This window comes from Actinopolyspora mortivallis, from assembly GCF_003001495.1.
Classification (GTDB): domain Bacteria; phylum Actinomycetota; class Actinomycetes; order Mycobacteriales; family Pseudonocardiaceae; genus Actinopolyspora; species Actinopolyspora mortivallis_A.
On the sequence record NZ_PVSR01000001.1, the window covers coordinates 166,155 to 187,238 of the forward strand.

At 68.8% G+C, this 21,084-nt stretch carries 18 protein-coding genes, 4 tRNA genes and 1 pseudogene; 15 read left to right on the forward strand and 8 right to left on the reverse strand.

The window, feature by feature from the left end:
• The first annotated feature begins 39 nt into the window (after positions 1-39).
• The 3 genes from CEP50_RS00780 to CEP50_RS00790 all read left to right on the forward strand — a co-directional run bounded on the left by CEP50_RS00780 (position 40) and on the right by CEP50_RS00790 (position 3,824).
• The gene (locus tag CEP50_RS00780; RefSeq protein ID WP_106111975.1) at positions 40-1,266 is read left to right on the forward strand and encodes a CaiB/BaiF CoA transferase family protein; all 1,227 of its coding nucleotides are present in this window, start codon (positions 40-42) and stop codon (positions 1,264-1,266) included.
• Positions 1,267-1,268: 2 nt separating this feature from the next.
• Positions 1,269-2,459 carry an acyl-CoA dehydrogenase family protein gene (locus CEP50_RS00785; RefSeq protein ID WP_106111976.1) on the forward strand — a complete coding sequence of 397 codons (1,191 nt, stop codon included), beginning with the start codon at positions 1,269-1,271 and terminating at the stop codon, positions 2,457-2,459.
• A 162-nt stretch (positions 2,460-2,621) separates the two neighbouring features.
• Complete coding sequence (locus CEP50_RS00790) at positions 2,622-3,824, forward strand: MFS transporter (RefSeq protein WP_181188150.1); 1,203 nt, start codon at positions 2,622-2,624, stop codon at positions 3,822-3,824.
• Between the two features lie 45 nt (positions 3,825-3,869).
• On the opposite strand, the pseudogene CEP50_RS20410 reads toward CEP50_RS00790, so the two are convergent.
• Positions 3,870-4,661, reverse strand: a pseudogene (locus tag CEP50_RS20410) (SAM-dependent methyltransferase); the annotation flags it as partial.
• A gap of 323 nt (positions 4,662-4,984) precedes the next feature.
• Between CEP50_RS20410 and CEP50_RS00800 the strand changes: the two are divergent.
• The 6 genes from CEP50_RS00800 (at position 4,985) to CEP50_RS19730 (ending at position 10,902) form a co-directional block, all read left to right on the forward strand.
• Positions 4,985-6,109: an S-(hydroxymethyl)mycothiol dehydrogenase gene (locus CEP50_RS00800; RefSeq protein ID WP_084792058.1), complete on the forward strand. Its 1,125-nt coding sequence runs from the start codon at positions 4,985-4,987 to the stop codon at positions 6,107-6,109.
• A complete protein-coding gene (locus CEP50_RS00805) occupies positions 6,106-6,735 on the forward strand; it encodes an MBL fold metallo-hydrolase (RefSeq protein ID WP_019853591.1) in 630 nt (209 codons plus the stop codon). Before CEP50_RS00800 ends, CEP50_RS00805 begins: the two co-directional genes overlap by 4 nt.
• Positions 6,736-7,003: 268 nt before the next feature.
• A complete protein-coding gene (locus tag CEP50_RS00810; protein WP_258174623.1) occupies positions 7,004-8,302 on the forward strand; it encodes a sensor histidine kinase in 1,299 nt (432 codons plus the stop codon).
• Positions 8,299-9,030 (forward strand): response regulator, encoded by a 732-nt coding sequence (locus CEP50_RS00815; protein WP_106111979.1) that lies wholly within the window; start codon positions 8,299-8,301, stop codon positions 9,028-9,030. The genes CEP50_RS00810 and CEP50_RS00815 overlap by 4 nt, the downstream gene beginning before the upstream one ends.
• A gap of 102 nt (positions 9,031-9,132) precedes the next feature.
• Positions 9,133-10,212, forward strand: coding sequence for a Gfo/Idh/MocA family oxidoreductase (locus CEP50_RS00820; RefSeq protein ID WP_106111980.1), 1,080 nt, complete (start codon positions 9,133-9,135; stop codon positions 10,210-10,212).
• Positions 10,213-10,503: 291 nt separating this feature from the next.
• Positions 10,504-10,902, forward strand: a complete 399-nt coding sequence (locus CEP50_RS19730) for a hypothetical protein (protein ID WP_146134709.1) — start codon at positions 10,504-10,506, stop codon at positions 10,900-10,902.
• Between the two features lie 25 nt (positions 10,903-10,927).
• On the opposite strand, the gene CEP50_RS00825 is transcribed toward CEP50_RS19730, so the two are convergent.
• Positions 10,928-11,716 carry a cupin domain-containing protein gene (locus tag CEP50_RS00825; protein ID WP_106111981.1) on the reverse strand — a complete coding sequence of 263 codons (789 nt, stop codon included), beginning with the start codon at positions 11,714-11,716 and terminating at the stop codon, positions 10,928-10,930.
• Positions 11,717-11,888: 172 nt separating this feature from the next.
• Here CEP50_RS00825 and CEP50_RS00830 point away from each other — a divergent pair, with 172 nt between their 5' ends.
• Positions 11,889-12,890, forward strand: coding sequence for a D-2-hydroxyacid dehydrogenase family protein (locus CEP50_RS00830; protein WP_106111982.1), 1,002 nt, complete (start codon positions 11,889-11,891; stop codon positions 12,888-12,890).
• 62 nt (positions 12,891-12,952) lie between these two features.
• Here the strand turns inward: CEP50_RS00830 and CEP50_RS00835 are convergent, their stop codons facing one another.
• Positions 12,953-13,999 carry an LLM class F420-dependent oxidoreductase gene (locus CEP50_RS00835; protein WP_106112260.1) on the reverse strand — a complete coding sequence of 349 codons (1,047 nt, stop codon included), beginning with the start codon at positions 13,997-13,999 and terminating at the stop codon, positions 12,953-12,955.
• Between the two features lie 237 nt (positions 14,000-14,236).
• Between CEP50_RS00835 and CEP50_RS00840 the strand changes: the two genes are divergently transcribed.
• A complete protein-coding gene (locus CEP50_RS00840; protein ID WP_106111983.1) occupies positions 14,237-14,635 on the forward strand; it encodes a phage holin family protein in 399 nt (132 codons plus the stop codon).
• A gap of 90 nt (positions 14,636-14,725) precedes the next feature.
• Here the strand turns inward: CEP50_RS00840 and lhgO are convergent, their stop codons facing one another.
• The 4 genes from lhgO to CEP50_RS00860 form a co-directional block, all read right to left on the reverse strand.
• Positions 14,726-15,946 carry an L-2-hydroxyglutarate oxidase gene (gene lhgO, locus CEP50_RS00845; RefSeq protein ID WP_106111984.1) on the reverse strand — a complete coding sequence of 407 codons (1,221 nt, stop codon included), beginning with the start codon at positions 15,944-15,946 and terminating at the stop codon, positions 14,726-14,728.
• A 109-nt stretch (positions 15,947-16,055) separates the two neighbouring features.
• A complete protein-coding gene (locus tag CEP50_RS00850) occupies positions 16,056-17,129 on the reverse strand; it encodes a DUF418 domain-containing protein (RefSeq protein ID WP_106111985.1) in 1,074 nt (357 codons plus the stop codon).
• 397 nt (positions 17,130-17,526) lie between these two features.
• Positions 17,527-17,598, reverse strand: a tRNA-Val gene (locus CEP50_RS00855).
• A gap of 60 nt (positions 17,599-17,658) precedes the next feature.
• On the reverse strand, positions 17,659-18,225 hold the full coding sequence (locus CEP50_RS00860; RefSeq protein WP_308729354.1) for a TIGR02611 family protein: 567 nt from the start codon (positions 18,223-18,225) through the stop codon (positions 17,659-17,661).
• Between the two features lie 695 nt (positions 18,226-18,920).
• Between CEP50_RS00860 and CEP50_RS00865 the strand changes: the two genes are divergently transcribed.
• The 4 genes from CEP50_RS00865 (at position 18,921) to CEP50_RS00880 (ending at position 19,753) form a co-directional block, all read left to right on the forward strand.
• Positions 18,921-19,346 carry an SsgA family sporulation/cell division regulator gene (locus tag CEP50_RS00865; RefSeq protein WP_026448901.1) on the forward strand — a complete coding sequence of 142 codons (426 nt, stop codon included), beginning with the start codon at positions 18,921-18,923 and terminating at the stop codon, positions 19,344-19,346.
• Positions 19,347-19,490: 144 nt separating this feature from the next.
• Positions 19,491-19,562 (forward strand) — tRNA-Gly (locus tag CEP50_RS00870).
• Between the two features lie 43 nt (positions 19,563-19,605).
• Positions 19,606-19,677 (forward strand) — tRNA-Cys (locus CEP50_RS00875).
• A gap of 1 nt (position 19,678) precedes the next feature.
• Positions 19,679-19,753, forward strand: a tRNA-Val gene (locus CEP50_RS00880).
• Positions 19,754-20,121: 368 nt separating this feature from the next.
• Here the strand turns inward: CEP50_RS00880 and CEP50_RS00885 are convergent.
• Positions 20,122-21,048 carry a proline dehydrogenase family protein gene (locus CEP50_RS00885; protein ID WP_106111987.1) on the reverse strand — a complete coding sequence of 309 codons (927 nt, stop codon included), beginning with the start codon at positions 21,046-21,048 and terminating at the stop codon, positions 20,122-20,124.
• Positions 21,049-21,084 lie beyond the last annotated feature (36 nt).

Consider the following 21,084-nt stretch of genomic DNA (forward strand, 5'->3'; position numbering starts at 1 on the left):
CGTCCACCCGGTCACCGAGCGCGGAAAGGTCGGAGTCGCATGGCGCGGACACTGCCCCTGGAAGGTGTGCTGGTCGCCGACTTCAGCCGTGTGCTCGCCGGACCCTACGCGACCATGATGCTCGCCGACCTCGGAGCCACCGTCGTCAAGGTGGAACGACCCGACACCGGTGACGACACGCGCTCCTGGGGACCACCGTGGACGGAACGGAGCTCCTCCTACTTCGAGTCCCTCAACCGGGGGAAACGCAGCCTCGCCCTGGACCTGACCGTCGAGGAGGACCGCCGCGCCGCCGTGGAACTGGCCGGCAGGGCCGACGTGCTGGTGGAGAACCACAGGCCCGGTTCCCTGGAACGGTTCGGGCTGGACTATCCCGCCCTCAGCGCCGTCAACCCGGGGTTGCTCTACGTCTCCATCACCGGGTTCGGCAGTGAGCAGGGAGCGGAGCTGTCCGGCTACGACTTCGTGGTGCAGGCGGTGGGGGGACTGATGAGCATCACCGGTTTCCCGGAAGGACCGCCGACCAAGGTGGGCGTGGCCGTGGTCGACGTGCTCACCGGCAAGGACGCCGCGCTCGGTGTCCTCGCCGCGCTGCGCCAGCGCGAAACCACCGGCCGTGGGCAGCGTATCGAGGTCAACCTGCTGTCCAGCCTGCTGTCCGGTCTGGTCAACCAGGCGGGAGCCTTCCTCGCCACCGACGAGAGTCCCGAGCGCATGGGCAACCGCCACCCGAGCATCGCCCCCTACGAAACCCTGCGGTGCGAGGACGCCCCGCTGGCCGTGGCCGTGGGCAACGACGCGCAGTTCCGGAGGTTCACCGAGACGCTCGGGCTGGTCTGGATGGGCGAGGACCCCCGCTTCGCCACCAACGCCGATCGGGTCCGCAACCGGGAGGAGCTGGTGGCCGAACTGGAGAACGTGCTCGGTGCCAGGCCGGCGGCCGCCTGGCAACAGCGCCTGCAACGGGTCGGCATAGCCTGCGGTCAGGTCAACGACCTGGCCGGAGCCGTTCGCCAGGCGGAGTCGCTGGGGCTGAAGCCGACGGTCACTCCCGCGGGGGGAGCACCGGGGATACGTCACCCGGTGGAGTTCTCCGGCGCCGCACGGGCCCGCCCCACCGCCCCACCGTCGCTGGGCGAGCACAACGAGGAGGTGCTCGCCTGGCTGTCCCGTCCCGACGCACCGTTGAGCGGGCCCGAACCGGAAACGTCGACGCCCGCCTCCGAGCGGGACGTCGGAATCGCCCGAACTCCCTGGAGGCCGTAGCCATGAACTCCGGAAAGCGCCCCGACTTCGACCCCCACGACCCTCTCGGTGTCGACGACGAACTCAGCACCGAGCAGCTGGCGGTCAGGGACAGCGTCCGCGCGTTGTGCCGGGACCAGGTGCTTCCCCACGTGGCCGACTGGTTCGAGCGCGGGGAACTGCCCCGGGCACGGGAACTGGCCCGGGAACTGGGCAGGCTCGGGGTGCTCGGCATGCACCTGGACGGCTACGGGTGCGCGGGTATGTCCGCCGTGGACTACGGCGTGGTCTGCGAGGAACTCGAAGCGTGTGACTCCGGGCTGCGGTCGTTGGTCTCGGTGCAGGGCTCGTTGGCCATGTTCGCCATCCACCGCTGGGGCTCGGAGGAACAGAAGCGGCACTGGCTGCCGCGGATGGCCGCCGGGGAGGCCATCGGTTGTTTCGGGCTGACCGAACCGGACCACGGCTCGGACCCGTCCTCGATGCGCACCTCCGCCCGCAGGGACGGGTCCGACTGGGTGCTCAACGGGCGCAAGATGTGGATCACCAACGGCACCATCGCCGACGTCGCGGTGGTCTGGGCCCGCACGGAGGAGGGCGTTCGCGGGTTCGTGGTGCCCACCGACACGCCGGGGTTCACCGCCCCGGAGATCGCCCACAAGCTCTCCCTGCGTGCCTCGGTCACCAGTGAGCTCGTGCTCGACGACGTACGGCTGCCCGCCGACGCCGTGCTTCCGGAGGCACACGGGCTGCGTGGCCCCCTGAGCTGTCTGAACGAGGCCAGGTACGGGATCGTGTGGGGGGCCAACGGAGCCGGACGCAGCTGTCTGGAAGCCGCCCTGGAGTACTCCACCACCCGCGAGCAGTTCGGCAAACCCCTGGCCGGACACCAGCTGACCCAGTCCAAGCTCGCCGACATGGCCGTGCGGGTGCACAACGGGCGGCTGCTCGCGCTGCACCTGGGGCGCCGCAAGGACGCGGGAACCCTGCTTCCCCAGCAGGTCAGTTTCGGGAAACTGGACAACGTGCGGGGCGCCCTCGACGTGGCGCGGACCGCGCGCACTCTGCTCGGGGCCAACGGCATCTCCCTGGAGTACCCGGTGATGCGGCACATGACCAACCTCGAGTCGGTGCTCACCTACGAGGGCACCTCCGAGATGCACACGTTGACCATCGGGGCCGCCATGACCGGTGTGGACGCCTTCCGCGGCTGAGGCACCCAGCAGCGCCGGGCCGTCGGGGAGGTTCCTTCCCCGACGGGGTGGAACCGGTCCGGAAGGTGGAGGGATCCGTCACTCGTCCGTTCGGAGGGCCACCTCGGGGTGCTATCACGCGGTGGTGCGTTTTCCTGAGTCGAGCGAACAGCGGGTGCGGTGATGGTGAAGGTCTCCCTCCGTGTCGGGTCCCGCGCCGAGTACGGTCCGGCGTGGACGGTCGCCGTGGTGAGCGGGGTGGTCACCGTCGGGATACTCCCCGTTTTCCTGGTGGGGGGACTCGGGGTGCAGTTGCAGGAGGGGCTCGGGTTCGGTCCCGCGGTGCTGGGGCTGGGGGCTGCCGGGTTCTTCGCCGTGGCCGCGCTATGCTCCCGGCCAATGGGATGGGTCTCCGGGCGGATCGGACCGTTGGCCTCCCTGCGCGTGGCCGCCGTGGGAAGCTCGCTGTGCCTGCTGGGGGCGGCCGTGGCGCGTGACCCGGTGTGGCTGCTGACCGCCCTCTGGCTGGCGGGGATGCCGAACGCGCTGGGACAGCCCGCTTCGAACTCGCTGATCGCCCGTTGTGTTCCCTTCCGGTACCGGGCCACCGCCTTCGGGGCCAAACAGGCGGCCATTCCCACGGCCACCCTGCTGTCCGGAATGGCGGTACCGGCCGTGGCCCTCACACTCGGCTGGCGCTGGGCCTTCGCGATGGCGGCCCTGGCCGGTGTGGGGATCGTCCTGCTGCTGCCCGCCGAGGTGGGAACCGTGGGTCCCGGTGCGGACGGTTCCTCCTCCGCGGAAGGGGCCTGCGCTCCGGTGGGGAGGGGAGTGCTGCTGCTCATCGCCACGGCGGCCGGACTCGGCTCGGCGGCCGCGAACGCGCTCGGGTCCTTCGTGACCACCACCGGGGTGCACGTGGGATTCACCCAGGCCACGGCGGGTGTGGTGCTGGCGGTGGGATCCGCCTGCGGGCTCGGTGTGCGGCTGGCCGTGGGGGCACTCACCGATCGCAGGAACCTGGATCCGTTGGTGCTGATCACCGTGATGCTGCTGGTCGGTTCCGCCGGGTTCGTGCTCATGGCCGTCCCGGATCCGTACGTCTTTCCTCTGGGGGCTGTGATCGGTTTCGGTGCCGGGTGGGCCTGGCCGGGGCTGCTCAACTTCGCCGTGGCCGCGTTGTCGCCGGGACGTGTGGCCGAGGCGACCTCGGTGAGTCAGACGGGCGTCTACGTCGGGGGCAGTGCTGGCCCGTTGCTATTCGGCCTGCTGGCTTCCCACGCGGGGCTCTCCGAGGCGTGGTTGTCCGCCGCCGCGGTGGCCGTGCTCGCCTCCGTCCTGCTGTGGTTCGCCCGGCGCGGGACCCGGACGCCCCGGAGCGGTTGAGCGCACCTCCGCCCGGAAACCGGTGCTGCGTACCGGTTTGCGGGCTATCCCGCCGTGCAGTAGCGGATACCGCGTTCCGCGCGAGCGCAGGTGAGGGTCCGGCCGCCACGAGCTCAGCTGGCCCGGCCCCGGCGGGAACCGTTCGAAGTCACCGAACAGGGCGTCGATCCGCTCCACGTCCCGGGGAAAGAGGGGATCGGTGGTCTCGGCGTAGAGGGCGCGCAGCGTTTCGGCCGCCTCGGGGGCGACGGATCCGGTGACGTGGCCCAGAACCAGATGGCTCCCCTCGGGGAGTCCGCGGCGGTACTCCTCCAGCAGGGCGAACGGTTCGGCCTCCTCCGGCAGGAAGTGCAGCACTCCGGTGGCGACCAGGGCGACCCGCAGGTTCCAGTCGATCCTGCCGTGTCGCTCCGCGGCGTCGAGGACCGCCTCGGGGTCGCGACAGTCCTCGTGCAGCACCGTCGCCCTCGGTTCCTCCCCCAGGATCCTGGCTCCGTGGGCGGCCGTGAGGGGTTCGTTGTCCACGTAGACCACACGGTGGTGCGGGGTGATCCTCCCGGCGATCTCGTGGATGTGGCCGACGGTGGGCAGTCCGGACCCCAGGTCGAGGAACTGGTGGATTCCGCAGGAGAGGGCGTGGTCCACCGCCCTGCGGAGAAAGTCCCTGCTCTGCAGGAAGAGCTCGGTGATCCCGGGCAGGGCCCGCTCGGCCCGGAGCACGAAGCCTCGTTCCGCCCCGAAGTTGTGACAGCCACCGAGGAAGGCGTCGGTGATGCGTGCCGAGCACGGTTGCCTGAGGTCCAGCTCTCTCTGATAACGCGGGGTTTCCGCGGACATCACGCCTGCCTTCCGAAGTCGCGCCGCGAATCGTCACCGGCGGTCACCACCGACGCGGGGCCGCGCGAACGGTGCGTCCCCCCGGGCGGAGTACCCGGTGGGAACGTCGGGGTGGCGACGACTGCCCGCTTTCCGTGGTGCTCGACAGAGCGAAATCACACGGTAGTTCTTCGAACACCCATAGTAGGTCAACGGTCCGTCGTGGGGAACGCCTCGTCCGACGTGGGAAGGGGGTCGGTCTGTCCTCTGGAGACGGCCGGGGACATTCGATCGGGCGAGTTCGTCGGCGGGTGGGCTTGTGCGTGGCGGCGGAACGTACGAGGATGATCACGTACGGTTCCCCGCGCTCCCGGAGGTCGTTGTTGGCGACTGAGGTACGTGGAGTGGTGGCCACCGGGGCGGGCCGCCCGGTGGAGACGACCACGGTGCGTGTTCCCGATCCCGGTTCGGGAGAGGCCCTCGTCCGCGTGCAGGCCTGTGGTGTGTGCCACACGGATCTGCATTACCGGGAGGGAGGAGTCAGTACGGACTTCCCGTTCCTGCTGGGGCACGAGGCCGCCGGAGTGGTGGAGGCGGTCGGTTCCGACGTGACCGACCTGGACGTGGGCGATTTCGTGGTGCTCAACTGGCGGGCCGTGTGCGGCCGGTGCCGGGCCTGTCTGCGGGGCCGTCCCCAGTACTGCTTCGACACGCACAACGCGGCCCAGCCCATGACCCTGGCCGACGGCACGCCGCTGTCTCCGGCCCTGGGGATCGGGGCCTTCGCGGAGCGGACCCTGGTGCACTCGGGTCAGTGCACCCGGGTGGATCCGTCCGCCTCACCCGTGGTGGCCGGGTTGCTCGGTTGTGGTGTGATGGCCGGCTTCGGTGCCGCGGTGAACACCGGTGGGGTCGGCCCGGGGGACTCCGTGGCCGTCATCGGGTGTGGGGGCGTCGGTGACGGGGCGGTGCTCGGTGCCGCCGCTGTCGGGGCCAGACGGGTGATCGCTGTGGACAAGGACCCGCGGAAGCTGGAGTGGGCCCGTGAGTTCGGTGCCACGCACACCGTGAACGCGGCCGAGACGGACACCGTGGAGGGGATCCGGGCGGCCACCGGCGGCGTCGGTGCCGATGTGGTCGTGGAGGCCGTGGGCAGCCCGAACACCTACGAGCAGGCTTTCTACGCCCGTGACCTGGCGGGGACCGTGGTGTTGGTGGGGGTGCCCACCCCGGACATGCGGTTGGACCTGCCTTTCCTGGACGTGTTCGCTCGCGGTGGCGCGTTGAAGTCCAGTTGGTACGGTGACTGCCTGCCCAGCAGGGATTTCCCCGCGCTGGTGGAGATGTCCCTCCAGGGGAGGCTTCCCCTGGAGAAGTTCGTCACCGAACGGATCGGGTTGGACGAGGTCGAGCAGGCCTTCGACAGGATGTCCCGGGGAGAGGTGCTGCGCTCGGTGGTGGTGTTGTGAGCGCGCGTATCGAGCACACGGTGACCTCCGGCACGTTCTCCCTGGACGGCCAGACGTTCGAGGTCGACAACAACGTGTGGGTGATCGGGGACGACCGCGAGTGCGTGGTCGTCGACGCCCCGCACGACGTGGAGGCCATTCTGGAGTTGGTGGCGGGACGCGACGTACTCGCGGTGCTCGCCACGCACGGTCACGACGACCACGTTCGGTGCGCGCCCGAGCTGGCCGACCGGGTGGGTGCTCCGGTGCTGCTGCACCCGGACGACCTCGTGCTGTGGCGGATGACCCATCCGGACCGGGAGCCGGACCGGATGCTGGTCGACCGCGAGGTGGTCGGTGTCGCGGGAGTGGGGCTCCAGGTGCTGCACACGCCGGGACACGCGCCCGGTGCGGTGTGCCTGTACGTCGCGGATCTGTCCACGGTGTTCACCGGGGACACCCTGTTCTCCGGTGGTCCGGGGGCCACGGGACGTTCCTACTCGGATTTCGACGTCATCATCGAGTCGATTTCCGAAAGGCTGTTCACTCTTCCTCCCGACACCACGGTGTGTCCGGGACACGGCCCGACCACCACGATCGAGGCCGAACGCCCCCAACTGCGGAGCTGGATCGAACGCGGTTACTGAGTGACCCGACGACGAAGAACACCCACTCCGTAACCTTTTCGTTACCTCCGTTCCCTCGTGCGCTGTTACTTTCTCCGCAGGTCGTCGGTGCCGACTGTTTCTCCGGGGGCCTGCTGTTCTCCTCCGAACAGGTGGGCTCGCTCACCCGTTCGGGCGGGCCGATGACCGCCCTCCCGAAAACGGTGGAGGATCGTGGACGAGCGCGAGTCGAACCGAGGGTGCGAAGGCAGTGCCGGTGGATGCGTCACGGAGTGGGAATCCCGGTTCGGTGACCGGGACCGTTCGACGGTTCACCCGCGTCGCACCGCGTGCAGTCCTGCTCGACGCGGGGCTCGTGCTGGCCTTCGCGACCTGCCACGTCCTCGTGGTGCTGCTGACCCCGCACGAACGGGAGCCACTCTGGTGGTGGTCGCTGCTGGTGGCTCTGCCCGCCCACTGCTCGCTGCTGGTGCGACGCCATCTGCCGTGGGTGAGTCTGCTCGTGCTGCTGGCGGTGACCATTCTGCTGACCTGGTTGGGAGAACCGGTCGGTTCGCTGAACCTGGCCATTCTGGTCAGTGTGTACTCGGTGTGCGTCCGCGGTGGCCTCGTGGCCACCCTGGTGGCGGGAGCGCTGGCCATGGTCTGGCCGTTGAGCAAGCTTCCCCTGATGTCCTCGGCCGGAGCGGCGACCGTGATGCTCTCGGGAGCACTGGTCAACCTGACCATGATTCTGGGCTGGGGACGGTCGATGCGGATCAAGAGGGACCAGGCGGCCCAGCTGGAACAGGCCGTGCAACTGCTCGACGAGGCCAGGGAACAGCTCGCCGAGGAGTCCGCCACGGTCGAACGGGCGAGGATAGCCAGGGAGTTCCACGACATCGTCTCCCACAACCTGTCGGTGGTGGCGCTGCGGGCCGGTGTCGCCCGCTCGCTGCTGGACCGGGATCCGGACCACGCGCGGGACACGTTGCGGGAACTGGAGCAGATCTCCCGGTCCTCCCTGGAACAGATGCGCCAGTTGCTCGGGGCCTTGCGCACGGCTCCGGAGGTGTCCGCCGACAGGGACGTTTCCCCGGAAGCCGCCGAGCGAGCCGTGCGAAGGCCGGCTCCCGGACTGGCCCAGGTGGACGAGCTGATCGACTCGGTGCGCGGAACAGGGGTGAACTGGCGGCTGGAGCGCTGCGGGCAGGTGCGGGAACTGGGGCCGGGGGTGGAGACGACCGCGTACCGGATCGTGCAGGAAGCGGTGACCAATGTGCTCAAACACGCCGGAAGCGGCTACGCCAGGGTGCTGCTGAAGTACCAGCGGGACCAGCTGGCCATCGAGGTGAGCAACCACCGGACGAGTCCGCCCTCCGAGAACGGGGCGTTGCTCTCCGGCTGGCAGAGCGGCGCGGAGGCGATCTCCTCCACCGAGGACAGACAGGCGAGTGGCCACGGTCTGGTCGGGTTGCGTGAACGGGTCTCGTTGTTCGGTGGGGCGTTGACCGCCCACCCCGTTCCGAACGGGTTCCACTTGTCGGCCGTGCTACCGTGCCCCGAAACTTCGGACCCGGTGCGAGCCGAGGAGGTCCGCGGGCGATGACAGAGTCGGTCACGAACGTGCTGGTCGTCGACGATCAGGCGATGATTCGCGGTGGTTTGGTGGCCCTGCTGTCAGCCGAGTCGGACCTGCGTGTGCTGGCCGAGGCCGATGACGGGCGCACCGCCGTGTCCGCGGTACGTCGGCGCAGACCCGACGTGGTGCTCATGGACGTCCGCATGCCGGGCAAGGACGGGATCAGCGCGGCCCGCGAGATCATCGAGTGCACCGAGGGGCAGACGGCGGTGATCATGCTGACCGTCTACGACCTCGATGAATACGTTTACTCGGCGTTGCGTGCGGGCGCGAGCGGCTTCGTGCTCAAGGACGCACCCCCCGAGGAGCTCGTCCGGGCAGTGCGCACCGTCGCCTCGGGCGACGCGTTGCTCGCCCCCAGTGTCACGCGCAGGTTGCTGCACAGGTTCGCCGCCCTGGAGATGCGCGAGGCCTCCAGCGAGCTGGCCGCGCTGACCGAACGGGAGAAGGACGTGCTGTTGGAGGTGGCCAGGGGCGGGTCCAACGCCGAGATCGCCGCCAACCTGGGGCTGGCGGAACTGACCGTGAAGTCGCACGTCTACCACGTCATGCAGAAGCTCAACCTGAGTTCCCGCACCCAACTGGTGATCACGGCCTACGAGACGGGGCTGGTCTGTCCTGGGCAGGACAGTACTCTCGGCGAACCCCCCGTGGGGAGCGCCCCGGTGCGGATGGAGCGGGACAAGAGCGCCTGAGCGGACGCTCTCCCTCCCGTCCCGCCGTCCGGGCGGGCCCCGCACAGTCCTCGGGAGGTCACCACACGCGGGCGGGCCACGGGTCGCTGGTGTAATGAGGACATGGATTCTCCGGAACGGTTACGTGTCGGGCTGCTCGGTTACGGTCTGGCTGGAGAGGTGTTCCACGCTCCCCTCATCAGGGCCGAACCGCGTATGCGGCTGGACGCCGTGATGACCGGAAACCAGCGACGCGCCGAACAGGTGCGGCAGGACCATCCGGGGACCCGGGTGTTCCCCCGGGCCGAGAGCCTGTTCGAACGGTCCGACGAGCTGGATCTGGTGGTCGTGGCCACTCCCAACAGCAGCCACGCGGAACTGACCGGTCGAGCGCTGGACGCGGGGCTCCCGGTGGTGGTGGACAAGCCCTTCACCCCCACCGCCGCGCAGGCTCGTGACCTGGTCGAGCGCGCCCGGCGGCGGGCAGTGCCGCTGACGGTGTTCCAGAACCGCCGTTGGGACAGTGACGTGCTCACCCTGCGACGGGTGCTCGAGGCCGGGGAGCTGGGCAGGGTGCACCGCTTCGAGTCCCGTTTCGAGCGGTGGGTGCCCACCCCCAAGGACTCCTGGCGGGACAGCGGCGGCCCGGAGGACGCGGCCGGGGTGCTCTACGACCTCGGCAGCCACCTCGTCGACCAGGCCAGGCTCCTGTTCGGGCCGGTGGAGTCCGTCTACGCGGAGATGCGGACGCTGCGGGACGGGGTTCGGGCCGACGACGACTCCTTTGTGGCGCTGCGCCATTCCGGAGGGGTGAACAGCCACCTCTGGACGGGCAAACTGGCGGCCCAGCAGGGACCGCGGCTGCGGGTGCTCGGGGACCGGGGCGCGTTCACCAAGTACGGCATGGATGCCCAGGAGGCCGCGCTGCGTGCCGGAGGGCTTCCCGGGGACCCGGACTGGGGGAGTGAGGACGAGAGCCTGTGGGCCACGGTTGGTGTGGGCGAGCGGACACGTCGTTGCCCCAGCGAACCCGGTCGCTACCAGGACTTCTACGCCGGTGTGGCCTCCGCGTTGGAGTCGGGGGGCGAGATGCCGGTCGATCCGGCCGACGCGGTCCACGGACTGGCCGTCATCGAGGCGGCCATCCGTTCCGCCCGCAACGGTTCGGTCGAGACACCCGTGGACCATCTCGGAAACGGGTGAGAGGGCGGGCTCATTGGTGAGAACGGTGATGTTCGTCCGGCTGGGCGGGCCGTGCACACGGAAAGTGCTTGTGCGCCGGAGGTCCTTTCCCTCGGAGTCGTGATATTCCCCCTTTCGGGGGAGCTTCTGGGTGGAAAACCGGCATCATTCCCCGGGCGGTTCTACCGTGACGAACAGGTCGGTGCGCTCGGCGGACACGGCGCCGCGCACTCGGATTCCCGTTTTCGACACGCCACGAGTCGCGTACTCGGAACGGATTCCCCTGCTTCGCACGCCCGGGGGTGGTTGTCGGTGAACGATCTCGCCGTCTGTCTGGCGACGGTCATCGGGGTCACGGGCTCCCTCATGATCGTGCTGCTGGCGATGAACGGGGTGGAGCAGCGCTTCGTGGGGACGGTACCGTTCCGACCCACCAGAGTGGGGGAGTCGAGAACGGACCCGCCGCAGCCCCGATCGGAACCTCCCGCCGACGTACGACCAACCCCGAGACGAGGGACGGTACGAGCACGCGCCGTGTCGCCCTCGGCGACACCCCGCCGGGGTGTTACCCCGCTCGGACGTGCTCCGGTACGGCCCGTGGTGAGGATCGAGGACCCCCGCACCCGTCGTCTCGCCCTGTCCGGTGTCTGTGCCCTCGTGGCACTCGTCTGCGTGGCGGTCCAGGCACGCTCCCCACGGGAGCATCGCTGAGACGGTCGAGACCGCGGCCACGGTGTCAGGAGCAGACCTGGAAATCGGCGAAGTCGAATCCGGGCGAGACCACGCAGCTGACCAGGACCTCGCGCTGCTCCACCGGTTCCGCGCACTGCCAGGTTCCGGCGGGGACCAGCGACTGCGGGTGTTGTCCGGCCGCGAGATCCGCTCCCAGCGTGACCGTGTCCGGGGTCTCACCCGGCCGGGGTCCCCGCCCCGCCGTGGACAGGCGCAGCGGACTCCCGCTGTGCCACATCCAGAGCTCGTCCGAGCGGACCGCGTGCCAGCGTGAGACCTCCCCGGGGGCGAGCAGGTAGTGGATGGCCGTGGCACTGGGACGGCTGGCCCGCCCGGAGCCGAGTTCCACCTCCGAGGTCCAGGTGCGGCGGTACCAGCCCCCCTCGGGATGGGGGAGGAGGTCCAGGCGCTGCGCTGTGGCTCCCCTGGTCTCGAAAGCCACGAACCGGCCGTGCACGTCCCGCCGCGCGTAACGCAGCCCACGAACGGCCTCCCGCTCCAGGGGACCGTACACATGGGGAAACAGGGTTCGCGCGCTCACGCCCTCCGGGGGGCTTGGGGAGGGAGGTTCCCAGTGCACCGGAGCGGACAGCCGGGAAGGGTCGAGCTCGACGAGCACCAGCTGTTCCTCGACGGAGCGGTACAGCTCGTTGGCCACGGCCAGTGCCGTCCCCGGATCCGGTGAGCAGTGCACGAACCCCTCGGTTCCCAACGAGGCGGCGGTGATCGGACGAGCGGTGTCGGCGCGGTACTCGCCGAGCGGGAGCAGGTGGAACAGCGATGACGTGGTCACGGTAACCAGTCTCCGGTACCCGGAGGCGCTCCGAACAGTCCGGGGAGACGAAGGACATGATCGGTTTTGCGACCTCGTCTCGGTCCCGTGGCTCGGCCTCGGCGGGTAGGCTGCCGTCCCCGGCGGATCACGGCCGGTCGAACAACCGATCAGAGCACCGACTGGGAGCACCATGCCGAACCACGGCTCAGCGAACCGCGGGACCGCGGTCGCCGTCCTGGACGACTACCAGAACGTCGCCAGGAAGTACGGCGACTGGGAAAGCCTGCCCGCCGACACCGAGGTGGTGATCTTCGACGAACACATCGGCGACCCCGAGGAACTGGTGCGCGAACTGCGCCGGTTCGACGTCATCGCCGCCATGCGGGAGCGAACCGCCTTTCCCCGCGAGGTGTTGTGTCGGCTTCCCGAGCTGAAACTGCTGGTCACCACTGGTATGGGGAACGCGGCGATCGACATGGAGGCCGCGACGGAACAGGGGGTGACCGTGTGCGGAACCGGCAACGGATCCGCACCCGGCGCGGAATGGGCTCCCACCGGGGAGCTCACCTGGGGCCTGATCCTGGCCCTGGCCCGTGGAATCCCCCGGGAGGACCGGGCGGTGCGCACCGGCGGATGGCAGCACACCGTGGGAACAGACCTGGCGGGGCGGACACTCGGAGTGCTCGGTCTGGGCCGACTCGGCGGGCAGGTGGCCACCGTCGGCCGTGCCTTCGGCATGGAGGTGCTCGCGCACAGCGCGAACCTCACCGACCAGCGGGCCCGTGAGTTCGGCGCCCGTGCCGTGGGCAGACGGGAGTTGTTCTCCGCCTCCGACGTGGTGACCATCCACATGCGTCTCAGCGACCGTACGCGTGGGCTGGTCGGACGGGACGAGCTCGACGCGTTGGGGCCCCACGGATATCTGATCAACACCTCGCGTGGCCCGATCGTGGACGAACGGGAACTGCTCTCCGCGCTGCACGAGGGCCGTATCGGCGGCGCGGGGATCGACGTCTACGAACGTGAGCCGCTGCCGGCGGACGACCCCTGGCGCAGCGCCCCCCGTACGGTGCTCACCCCGCACATCGGGTACGTGGCCGAGACGACCTACCGGACGTTCTTCACCGAAACGGTGGAGGACATCCGCCAGTACCTGGCGGGCGCTCCCGTGCGGGTGCTCAACGGGACCTGACGGTGGGGCCGCGCGGAGGGCGGCCCCACCCGGGGTTTCCTTCCGGCGGAGCGGGAGTCCGGTCAGACCTCGTCGGCGAGTTGGCGGATCCGTTCGATCAGGCGGGTGCGCTCGGCGCCCGACCCGGCCAGGGGGGTCACGTTGAGCGTGGTCACCCCGGACTCCTTGAAGGCGGCGAGCCGTTCCCGCACGTGTTCCTCCGGGCCGATCAGGGAGGTCCTGGTCAACAGCTCGCGTGGAACGGCCGCCGCCGCCTCGTCCTTCTTCCCGTCCAGGTAGAGGTCCTGGATGCGTTCGGCCTCGGCCTCGTAGCCGTAACGGCGGGCCAGGTTGTTGTAGAAGTTCTTGCCCTTGGCTCCCATGCCCCCGATGTAAAGGGCCAGCATGGGACGCATCGAGTCGAGCAGTTCGTCGAGGTCCTCGCCGATGGCCAGCGGGGTCTGCACCACCGTGTCGAGCTCGCCGAGTGCGGGATCCCGTTTGGCCTTGCCCGCTCGCAGGGACTCGCCCCACACCTCGTCCGCCTTCTCGGGGACGTAGAAGATCGGCTCCCAGGCCTCGGCGATCTCGGCGGTCATCGCCACGTTCTTGGGGCCGATGGCCGCGATCATGATCGGGATCCGTTCCCGGATCGGGTGATTGACCAGCTTGAGCGGTTTGCCCAGGCCGGTGCCCTCCTCCTCGGGGAGGGGAATGGTGTAGTTCCGCCCCTGGTGGGTCAGTTTCTCCCGGCGCCACACCTTGCGGCAGATGTCGACGATCTCCCGGGTGCGGGCGAGCGGTGCCTGGTAGGGAACCCCGTGGAACCCTTCGATCACCTGGGGGCCGGAGGCGCCGATACCCAGGGTGAAGCGCCCGTCCGAGACGTAGTCCAGCCCGGCCGCGGTCATCGCGGTGAGGGTGGGGGTGCGGGTGTATATCTGCAGAATGCCGGAGGCGATCTCCAGACGTTCGGTGCGGGCGGCGATGAAACCCATCTGGCTGACCGCGTCGAAGGAGTAGGCCTCCGGCACGTAGACGATGTCCAGGCCGGCCTTCTCGTACTCGACCAGCTCGTCGATGGTCTCCTTGAAACCCCCGCTGTAGTTCAGCGGCATTCCGATGCGCATGTTGCTCACTCTCCGCCGGGACGTATCCGCTCGGGACTCCTCGTCGCCCGAGGAGCGTGCGCACAGGTTACCGACGAGTACGGGTCGAGGGCAGTCCCGTGGCGGAATCGGCGCACACCGCGGCCCGGAGACCGTGACCGTCGGGGGAACACGATCGCGCGGACCTTCCCCCGCGGCACGATCGTCACCAGTAGCGTTGGGTGCGCGGACGAGGCAGCAGCGGCGAAGGGAACAATCGTGGCGCTCGTAGTGCACGTACTGATCACGGCTGTGGCCGTGTGGATGACCACGGCACTTCCGGGAATCACCCTCGGTGACCGGGGGTTCGGTACCGAGGGGTTGGCGGCCCAGGTACTGACCCTGCTCGTGGTGGCCGTGGTGTTCGGAGTCGTCAACGCCGTGCTCAAGCCGGTCGCCAAGACACTGGGCTGTGTGCTGTACATCCTCACCCTCGGGCTGTTCGGGCTCGTGGTGAACGCCCTGCTGTTCTGGTTGACCGGGTGGGTGGCCGGACGGTTGGACCTGCCCTTCCACGTGGACGGATTCTGGTCGGCGTTCTGGGGCGCGATCATCGTCACCGTGGTCAGCAGCCTGCTGCACGGAATCGTACGTCGTGTCGCCGAACCGGAGGACTGAGAGCACCTCGGGCGCCGTGGTGGGCGAGCGGGCGGGACCGCTCTTCCGCCCACCACGGTCGGGAGTGCCTCTCGGCGACTGTCCGCCGGTTCATCCCGCTTCCGTGTGGTGGGCGAGACGTGCGGCGATCTCCCTGCCGATCACCAGGGAGGCGGTGGCCGCCGGGGAGGGTGCGTTGAGCACGTGGATCCAGTGCGCGTCGGAGGTGACCAGGAAGTCGTCCACCAGTGTTCCGTCGGGGCCGAGGGCCTGGGCCCGTACGCCCGCCGGAGCCGGCCGCAGGTCCGCCGCTCGTGTCCCGGGAACCAGCTTGCGGGCCGCCCGCGCGAACAACGAGGTGGACAGGGAACGGGTCAGCTCGGCAGCCCCCACACGCCAGTACCGGCGGGCCAGGGCGCGTGCCCCGGAGTAGCCGGCGAACTCACGCAGCTGGGCGAGCGAGCAGTCCCTGTGCCGGTAGCCCTCGCGGGCCAACGCCGGTACGGCGTTCGGGCCGATGTGCAGACTCCCATCGAGCATGCGGGTCAGATGCACCCCCAGGAACGGAAACGCCGGATCGGGCACGGGATAGACCAGCGTGCGTACCTCCGGAGCGTTCGGGGCGAGGTTCTCGTAGTACTCCCCACGGAAGGGCAGGATCCGTACCGGGGGATTTCCTCCGGCCAGCCGGGCGACGCGGTCACTGTGCAGTCCGGCGCAGTTGATCGCCCGGCGGGTGCGGATCCGTCCGGAGGTGGTGGACAACACGAGCTCTCCACCGGACACCCTGCTGCCGACCAGTTCCGTGCCGGTGCGTAGCTCGACCCCGGCCGCCTGGGACAGTTCGGCGAGCTTGGCGCACACGGCCCCGTAGTCGGTGATGCCCGCGTCGGGAACGTGCAGTGCCCGGATCCCGCGGACGGCGGGCTCGTGTTCCCGGAGTCCGGTGGCGTCGAGTTCCTCCACGCGAACCCCGTTCGCCCATCCACGGCGGGCTAGTTCGTCCAGGGCGGGCAGTTCCCGTTCCTCGGTGGCCACCACCACCTTGCCGGTGCGCCGTGCGGGAACGCCGTGGTTCCGGCAGAACTCGTACATCTCCTCTGCCCCCGCGCGGGCGAAACGGGCCTTGGAGCTGCCCGGGGCGTAGTACAGCCCGCTGTGGATGACTCCGGAGTTCCGTCCGCTCTGGTGGCGGCCCCATCGGGACTCCTTCTCGAGGAGGGTGATCCGCGTGTTTCCGGGACCTCCCGCCTTCGTGACGGAGAGCGCGTAGGCCGTGGCCAGCCCGATGATGCCTCCACCGACGATCGTCACGTCCCTGGTTGTCGTCATGGGCCCATGTTTTCCCGTCGGCGTGGGCGGGGGGAAGGAGTCGGTGGCGCAGCCTCGGTGGGGAAGTGAGATCGCCCACGGCGGAGGTGCGCCCGGGGTGCTCCGGAGTTCAGTCCGAGGCGGCGGGTGTCCTCCGCAACTCCACCACGCGCCACCAGGTGAGGCAGCGCCAGCCCCATTCGAGCGGGCCGTAGCGGAACCTGGCCAGCCAGATCCGTCCGAAGGCCCACTGCGCCGTCAGGATCGCCGCGCACAGCGCGAGCATGGGAAGCCAGGAACTCGAGTCCCACAGACCGAGCAGGTGGCCGAGCGGAACGAACAGCAGGGTGGCGCTCACGTAGTTCGTCAGCGCCATCCGTCCCAGGGTCTCCAGGACGGGGGAGAGGCGTCGACCCGCCCGGGTGCGCAGCACGAGCAGCAGTCCCGTGGCGTAGGTCAGGGCCAGACACACCCCGGCCACTGCCGAGGAATGGTTGAACCCGGCTGAGAGCGGGTCCTGCTCCTGCCAGAGCAGGGCACTCGTGGACAGCACCAGGGAAACCACGAAGGCCGTTCTCGTCCCGTTCACGGCTCGGCCGAGGCGGTACACCACGCCGCTTCTGCCGAGCAGGAAGCCGAGGCCCAGAGCTCCCGGCACCAGGGCGAGACCACCGCTGGCGGCGGTCAGTCCGGTCACCGTGAGGCCCCCCGCCAGCAGGGCGTGCAGCCACAGCGGTGTCCAGCTGAGCGGGAGCAGTATCAGCAGCCCACCGACCCCGTAGAACAACAGCGCTTCCCCCGGATGCAGGAGCTGGTGCAGTGCCCCCAACCCGGCCAGGACGAGCGACCTGCGTGCGAGCACCCACCTCGGGTGCGGGGTGCTGTCCTGCGCCCGGTGCAGCACGAGGGCGAAACTGACCCCGAACAACAGGGAGAAGAGGGGGAAGAAACGCTGCTGCACGAACATGTCCAGCACGTGGCGCACCACGTGCTTCTCACCGTCCGTGATCCCCCGCATGCTCAGGACCTGGGGGACGTTGACGAGGAGGATGCCGCAGAGCGCGAAGCCGCGCAGCGCGTCGAGCCAGCGCAGTCGGGCACCGGCCCCGGGCGCAGAGGCTGTGGGCTCGCCCGAGCGGGTCGGTGGGACCGTGTGCGCGGTTTCCGGCCCGGTGTCTACCGGCGCGGAGCGTGAGCTGTGCATACGAGCAGTCTGGAGGGCCCGGGTCCCGTCCCGGGACGGTAAATCGGTCGTGACGCTTCCGTCGATCGGTTCGGATGTGGAGTGCGGACTCGACCGAAAGAAGGAGACACGGAATGTGCTTGTATGTGAGCGAAAAGTGATGAAATGTGGTTGGGGATTGTCCTGACGAGGGCTGGTTCCGTTCGGAAATCACCGTGACGTTCGGAGGACTCACCGAAAAGTGACATGGGGAGTGTGTTTCGCGTCACCCTCTTCTGGGGTATCGGGGAAAACCGGGAAAGCCCGGTGCGTGGTTCACCCGAGGAATGGGGAGTGCCCGTCGGAAAGAAACCCGAAAAAAAGTCGGACCACTTCGCTCTCGGCGAAGTGGTCCGAAGAGAACATGCGACCGTGTGGGTGGGCGATACTGGGATCGAACCAGTGACCTCTTCGGTGTGAACGAAGCGCTCTCCCGCTGAGCTAATCGCCCTGTCCGGTGTTCTGTTGGCCTCGCCCCGTTGGCGACATCGAAAAGCATACACGAGCCCTCTCAGGGGGTGAACAGGGGGGAGGCCAACCAGTGCCACTCCACCCCGAACAACCTCCCGACCAGGTCAAAAGCCCCGACGACCCAGAGCGTGGCGAGCACGATCAGTCCGGTGGTGCCCATGACCGAGAGCTTGACCAGCGGATGCTGCCGGGAGAGCCAGTGCACCCACCGCTGGTAGTGGTGCTTGGCGAAGGCGTTGACCCGGTGTGCCCAGGCGAACTCGGTGGCCAGCAGGCCGAGTCCGGTGAAGACGCACAGCCAACCCGGGCCGGGGTAGGGGATCATCACGATGCCGAGCACGAGCACCATCCCGCCCACCAGGCCGAGGGTCCCCCGGTAGAGGGTGTTCAGGGTGGGGCGGGCACGGATGCGTTCCCTGCGGGCGTGCAGTCGTTCCCGCAGTCGGTGCAGCCGGCCGCGCAGGCCCGCAAGGGCCCCCTGGGGCGGTTCGTGGTGCTGTCGGTCCTGCGGGCCGGGGCTCGTGGTCCTGCTCAGAAGGCACCTGCCAGTGGACGGATCTCTCGTGCTCGCGCCCTCGGGTCGGCGGTGAGGGCTGTTGGTCCTCAGTGTTCCAGCATAGAAGAGACGGTGTGGTCTGTAGACTGGTCAACGACTCCCCCGACGCGTCCGGTTCCGGGCGGGTGCGACGCACGGGAGAGGCCTCCGCCGAGCCAGCTATCTCACACTGTGACTCCGCTCTCCTTCGCGAGGGGCTCTCAGGCGTGAGAACGCGGTTTCGGAGTATTCGATATTAGCCCGTTTCGGTGAATGTTTGTGGTGTGCCTCTCCTGGTTGTCTTGCGTGAAACGGCTTGCTGCGCAACTATCGCTTATCCTGAAAGTGACGTCCCGTGAGGGCCGTGCGACAACGATCGTTTTCGAGGGTTGTGCCGGTCCCGTCGGGGTGTTGCCCACGGGTTCGTTCCATGTCGGTCCGGACGATCTGTGTTGGGGTGCATAGATCCGAAAGGAAGTATCGCGGTTGATATCGGAACCGGCGCGGTTGTCGATTGCGTGATCGGTGTGCTCGGTGGTTTTCTTCGAGGTGTCGGCGGCGGCGCCGTGGCGACGAATCGGGAATCCACCCTGCCCGCGGGGATATCCGGTTACTCTGTGGAGTTCACTGGTAGCTCAGTGAATTAATTTTCACCCTCATGGGTGATCTGTTCAGGAGTGGCGAGCGAATGAACCCGGCCAACCGTCACAACTGTGTTGCTCGGTCGACGTCCCAGTGACCGAAGGGAACCTAGGAAGGCGAGGACGATGCGCAACGATCATGTAACCCTTCGCTCGACAGCGGTGTTCGATCTGCTGGCTCCGCAGACGCCCGCCGTGCCCGTCCAGGTCGAGCTGCGTTACGACACCCGTGACCCCTACGCGGTGGTGGCCGCTTTCCGTACCGGCCGCGCCGGCTGGGTCGAGTGGGTGTTCGCGCGGGATCTGCTCGCCGACGGGTTGATCGCACACGCCGGCGAGGGGGATGTGGCCATCCGGCCCTCCGCCGACGACCCGGAAGTGGTGGTCATCGAGCTCAGCTCTCCCTCGGGGCACGCGGTGTTCGAGGCCTCGGCCCAGGAGCTCGCGGACTTCCTCGACCGCACCTACGACGTGGTCGTTCCCGGCAACGAGAGCCTCTGGGTCAGCATCGACGAGGCGCTGACCAGGTTGCTCCCGCACGACCTCTCCTGAACCGCACCCGGAGAGGTCTTTCCCGCGGGAGGGGGCGTTCACCGAGAGGGACCCCCCGGTTTGATCGCGCTTCGCGGCGTGGTCTAGAGTCATGGTGCAACACGGCGGAGACGTCGAGCCGGAGCAAGCGGTCCCGTCGTGAACGCGGATGTAGCGCAGCGGTAGCGCATCAGCTTGCCAAGCTGAGGGTCGCGGGTTCGAATCCCGTCATCCGCTCTGGTGCTCACCACCCCAGTCGGTGGGGCGGGTGAGTGAGTTCGGCGGAGTGGCCGAGTGGCTTAGGCAAGGGCCTGCAAAGCCCTGTACGCGGGTTCGATTCCCGCCTCCGCCTCGCGCGATTAGCTCAGCGGGAGAGCGCTACCTTGACACGGTAGAGGTCACTGGTTCGATCCCAGTATCGCGCACCACGGACCCCGGACACGTCGATGAGGTGGATGGCTCCTTCCCCGCTGCGGGAACCCCCGGTCGAGGCGAGGCCTCCCGGCAGCGAGTCCGCCCTGTGGGCGTGACACTTTCTCGATCAATCGTCCCGCGACCACCCTCGTGGTCACCTGTGGGGCGTCCTGCCCGCGACCGGCGGCCTCTCCTGACACGGTCGTGTGAGCTTCGGGGCAATCCACGCCGTGTGTCCCACGGGGAGGTGGGGCAGAAAGGCTCAGCGTGTCCCTGACACGAGAACGGCTCCGGTGGCCGAGCACACGGCCACCGGAGCCGTTCGGCCCACAGTGGGATTTCCTTCGGCGGGAGGAGGAGAAGGAATCCGCGGGTGGGGGTCTCAGCGGGTCAACAGCGAACGCAGGAAGAACCCGATGTTGGCCGGCCGCTCGGCCAGCCTGCGCATGAAGTAGCCGTACCACTCCTCGCCGTAGGGCACGTAGACACGCAGCCGCTGTCCGGACTCGGCGATGCGCTGCTGCTCGGCGGGGCGGATGCCGTAGAGCATCTGGAACTCGTAGCTGTCGTCGGTGCGCCCGGCCCGCCCGGCGAGTTCGGAGGCGATCCGCAGCATGCGGGGATCGTGCGTGGCCACCATGGGGTAGCCCTCCCCCTCCATCAGGACACGCAGGCAACGCACATAGGACCTGTCGACCTCCTGCTTGTCCTGGAAGGCGACCGAGGCGGGTTCGGAGTAGGCCCCCTTGCACAGCCGCACCCGGGAGCCCTCGGCGGCGAGGTCACGACAGTCCTGTTCGGTGCGGTGCAGGTAGGCCTGCAACACCGCGCCCACCCACGGGAAGTCCACACGCAGGTCGGACAGCGTCCGCAGCGTCATGTCCGTGGTGGTGTGGTCCTCCATGTCCAGGGTGACCGTGGTTCCGGCCTCCGAGGCGGACTCGCAGATCCGACGGGAGTTGTCCAACGCGATCTTCTCCCCGTCGGTGGGCAACTGCTGGCCCACCGCGGAGAGCTTCACCGAGACCTCCGCCCGGTGCGCCAGCCCCGCCCGGCTCAGTTCATCCAGCAGGCGCTGGTAGGCCCGTACCGTGTCGTCCGCCCGCTGCGCGTCGGTGGTGTCCTCCCCGAGATGGTCGAGCGTCACGTGCAGCCCTTTTTCGGCGAGTCGACCGGTCACGCCGATGGCGTCCGAGGTGTCGGCACCGGCGACGAAACGGTCCACCACGGGACGGGTCAGCGGATTGGCTTCCACCAGCCTGCGTACCGCACCGGAGCGGGCCGCCGCCAGCATAGTGGTGCGCAGCATCTTCTCTCCTGGAAACTGTTCTCGGAAGTGATTCGC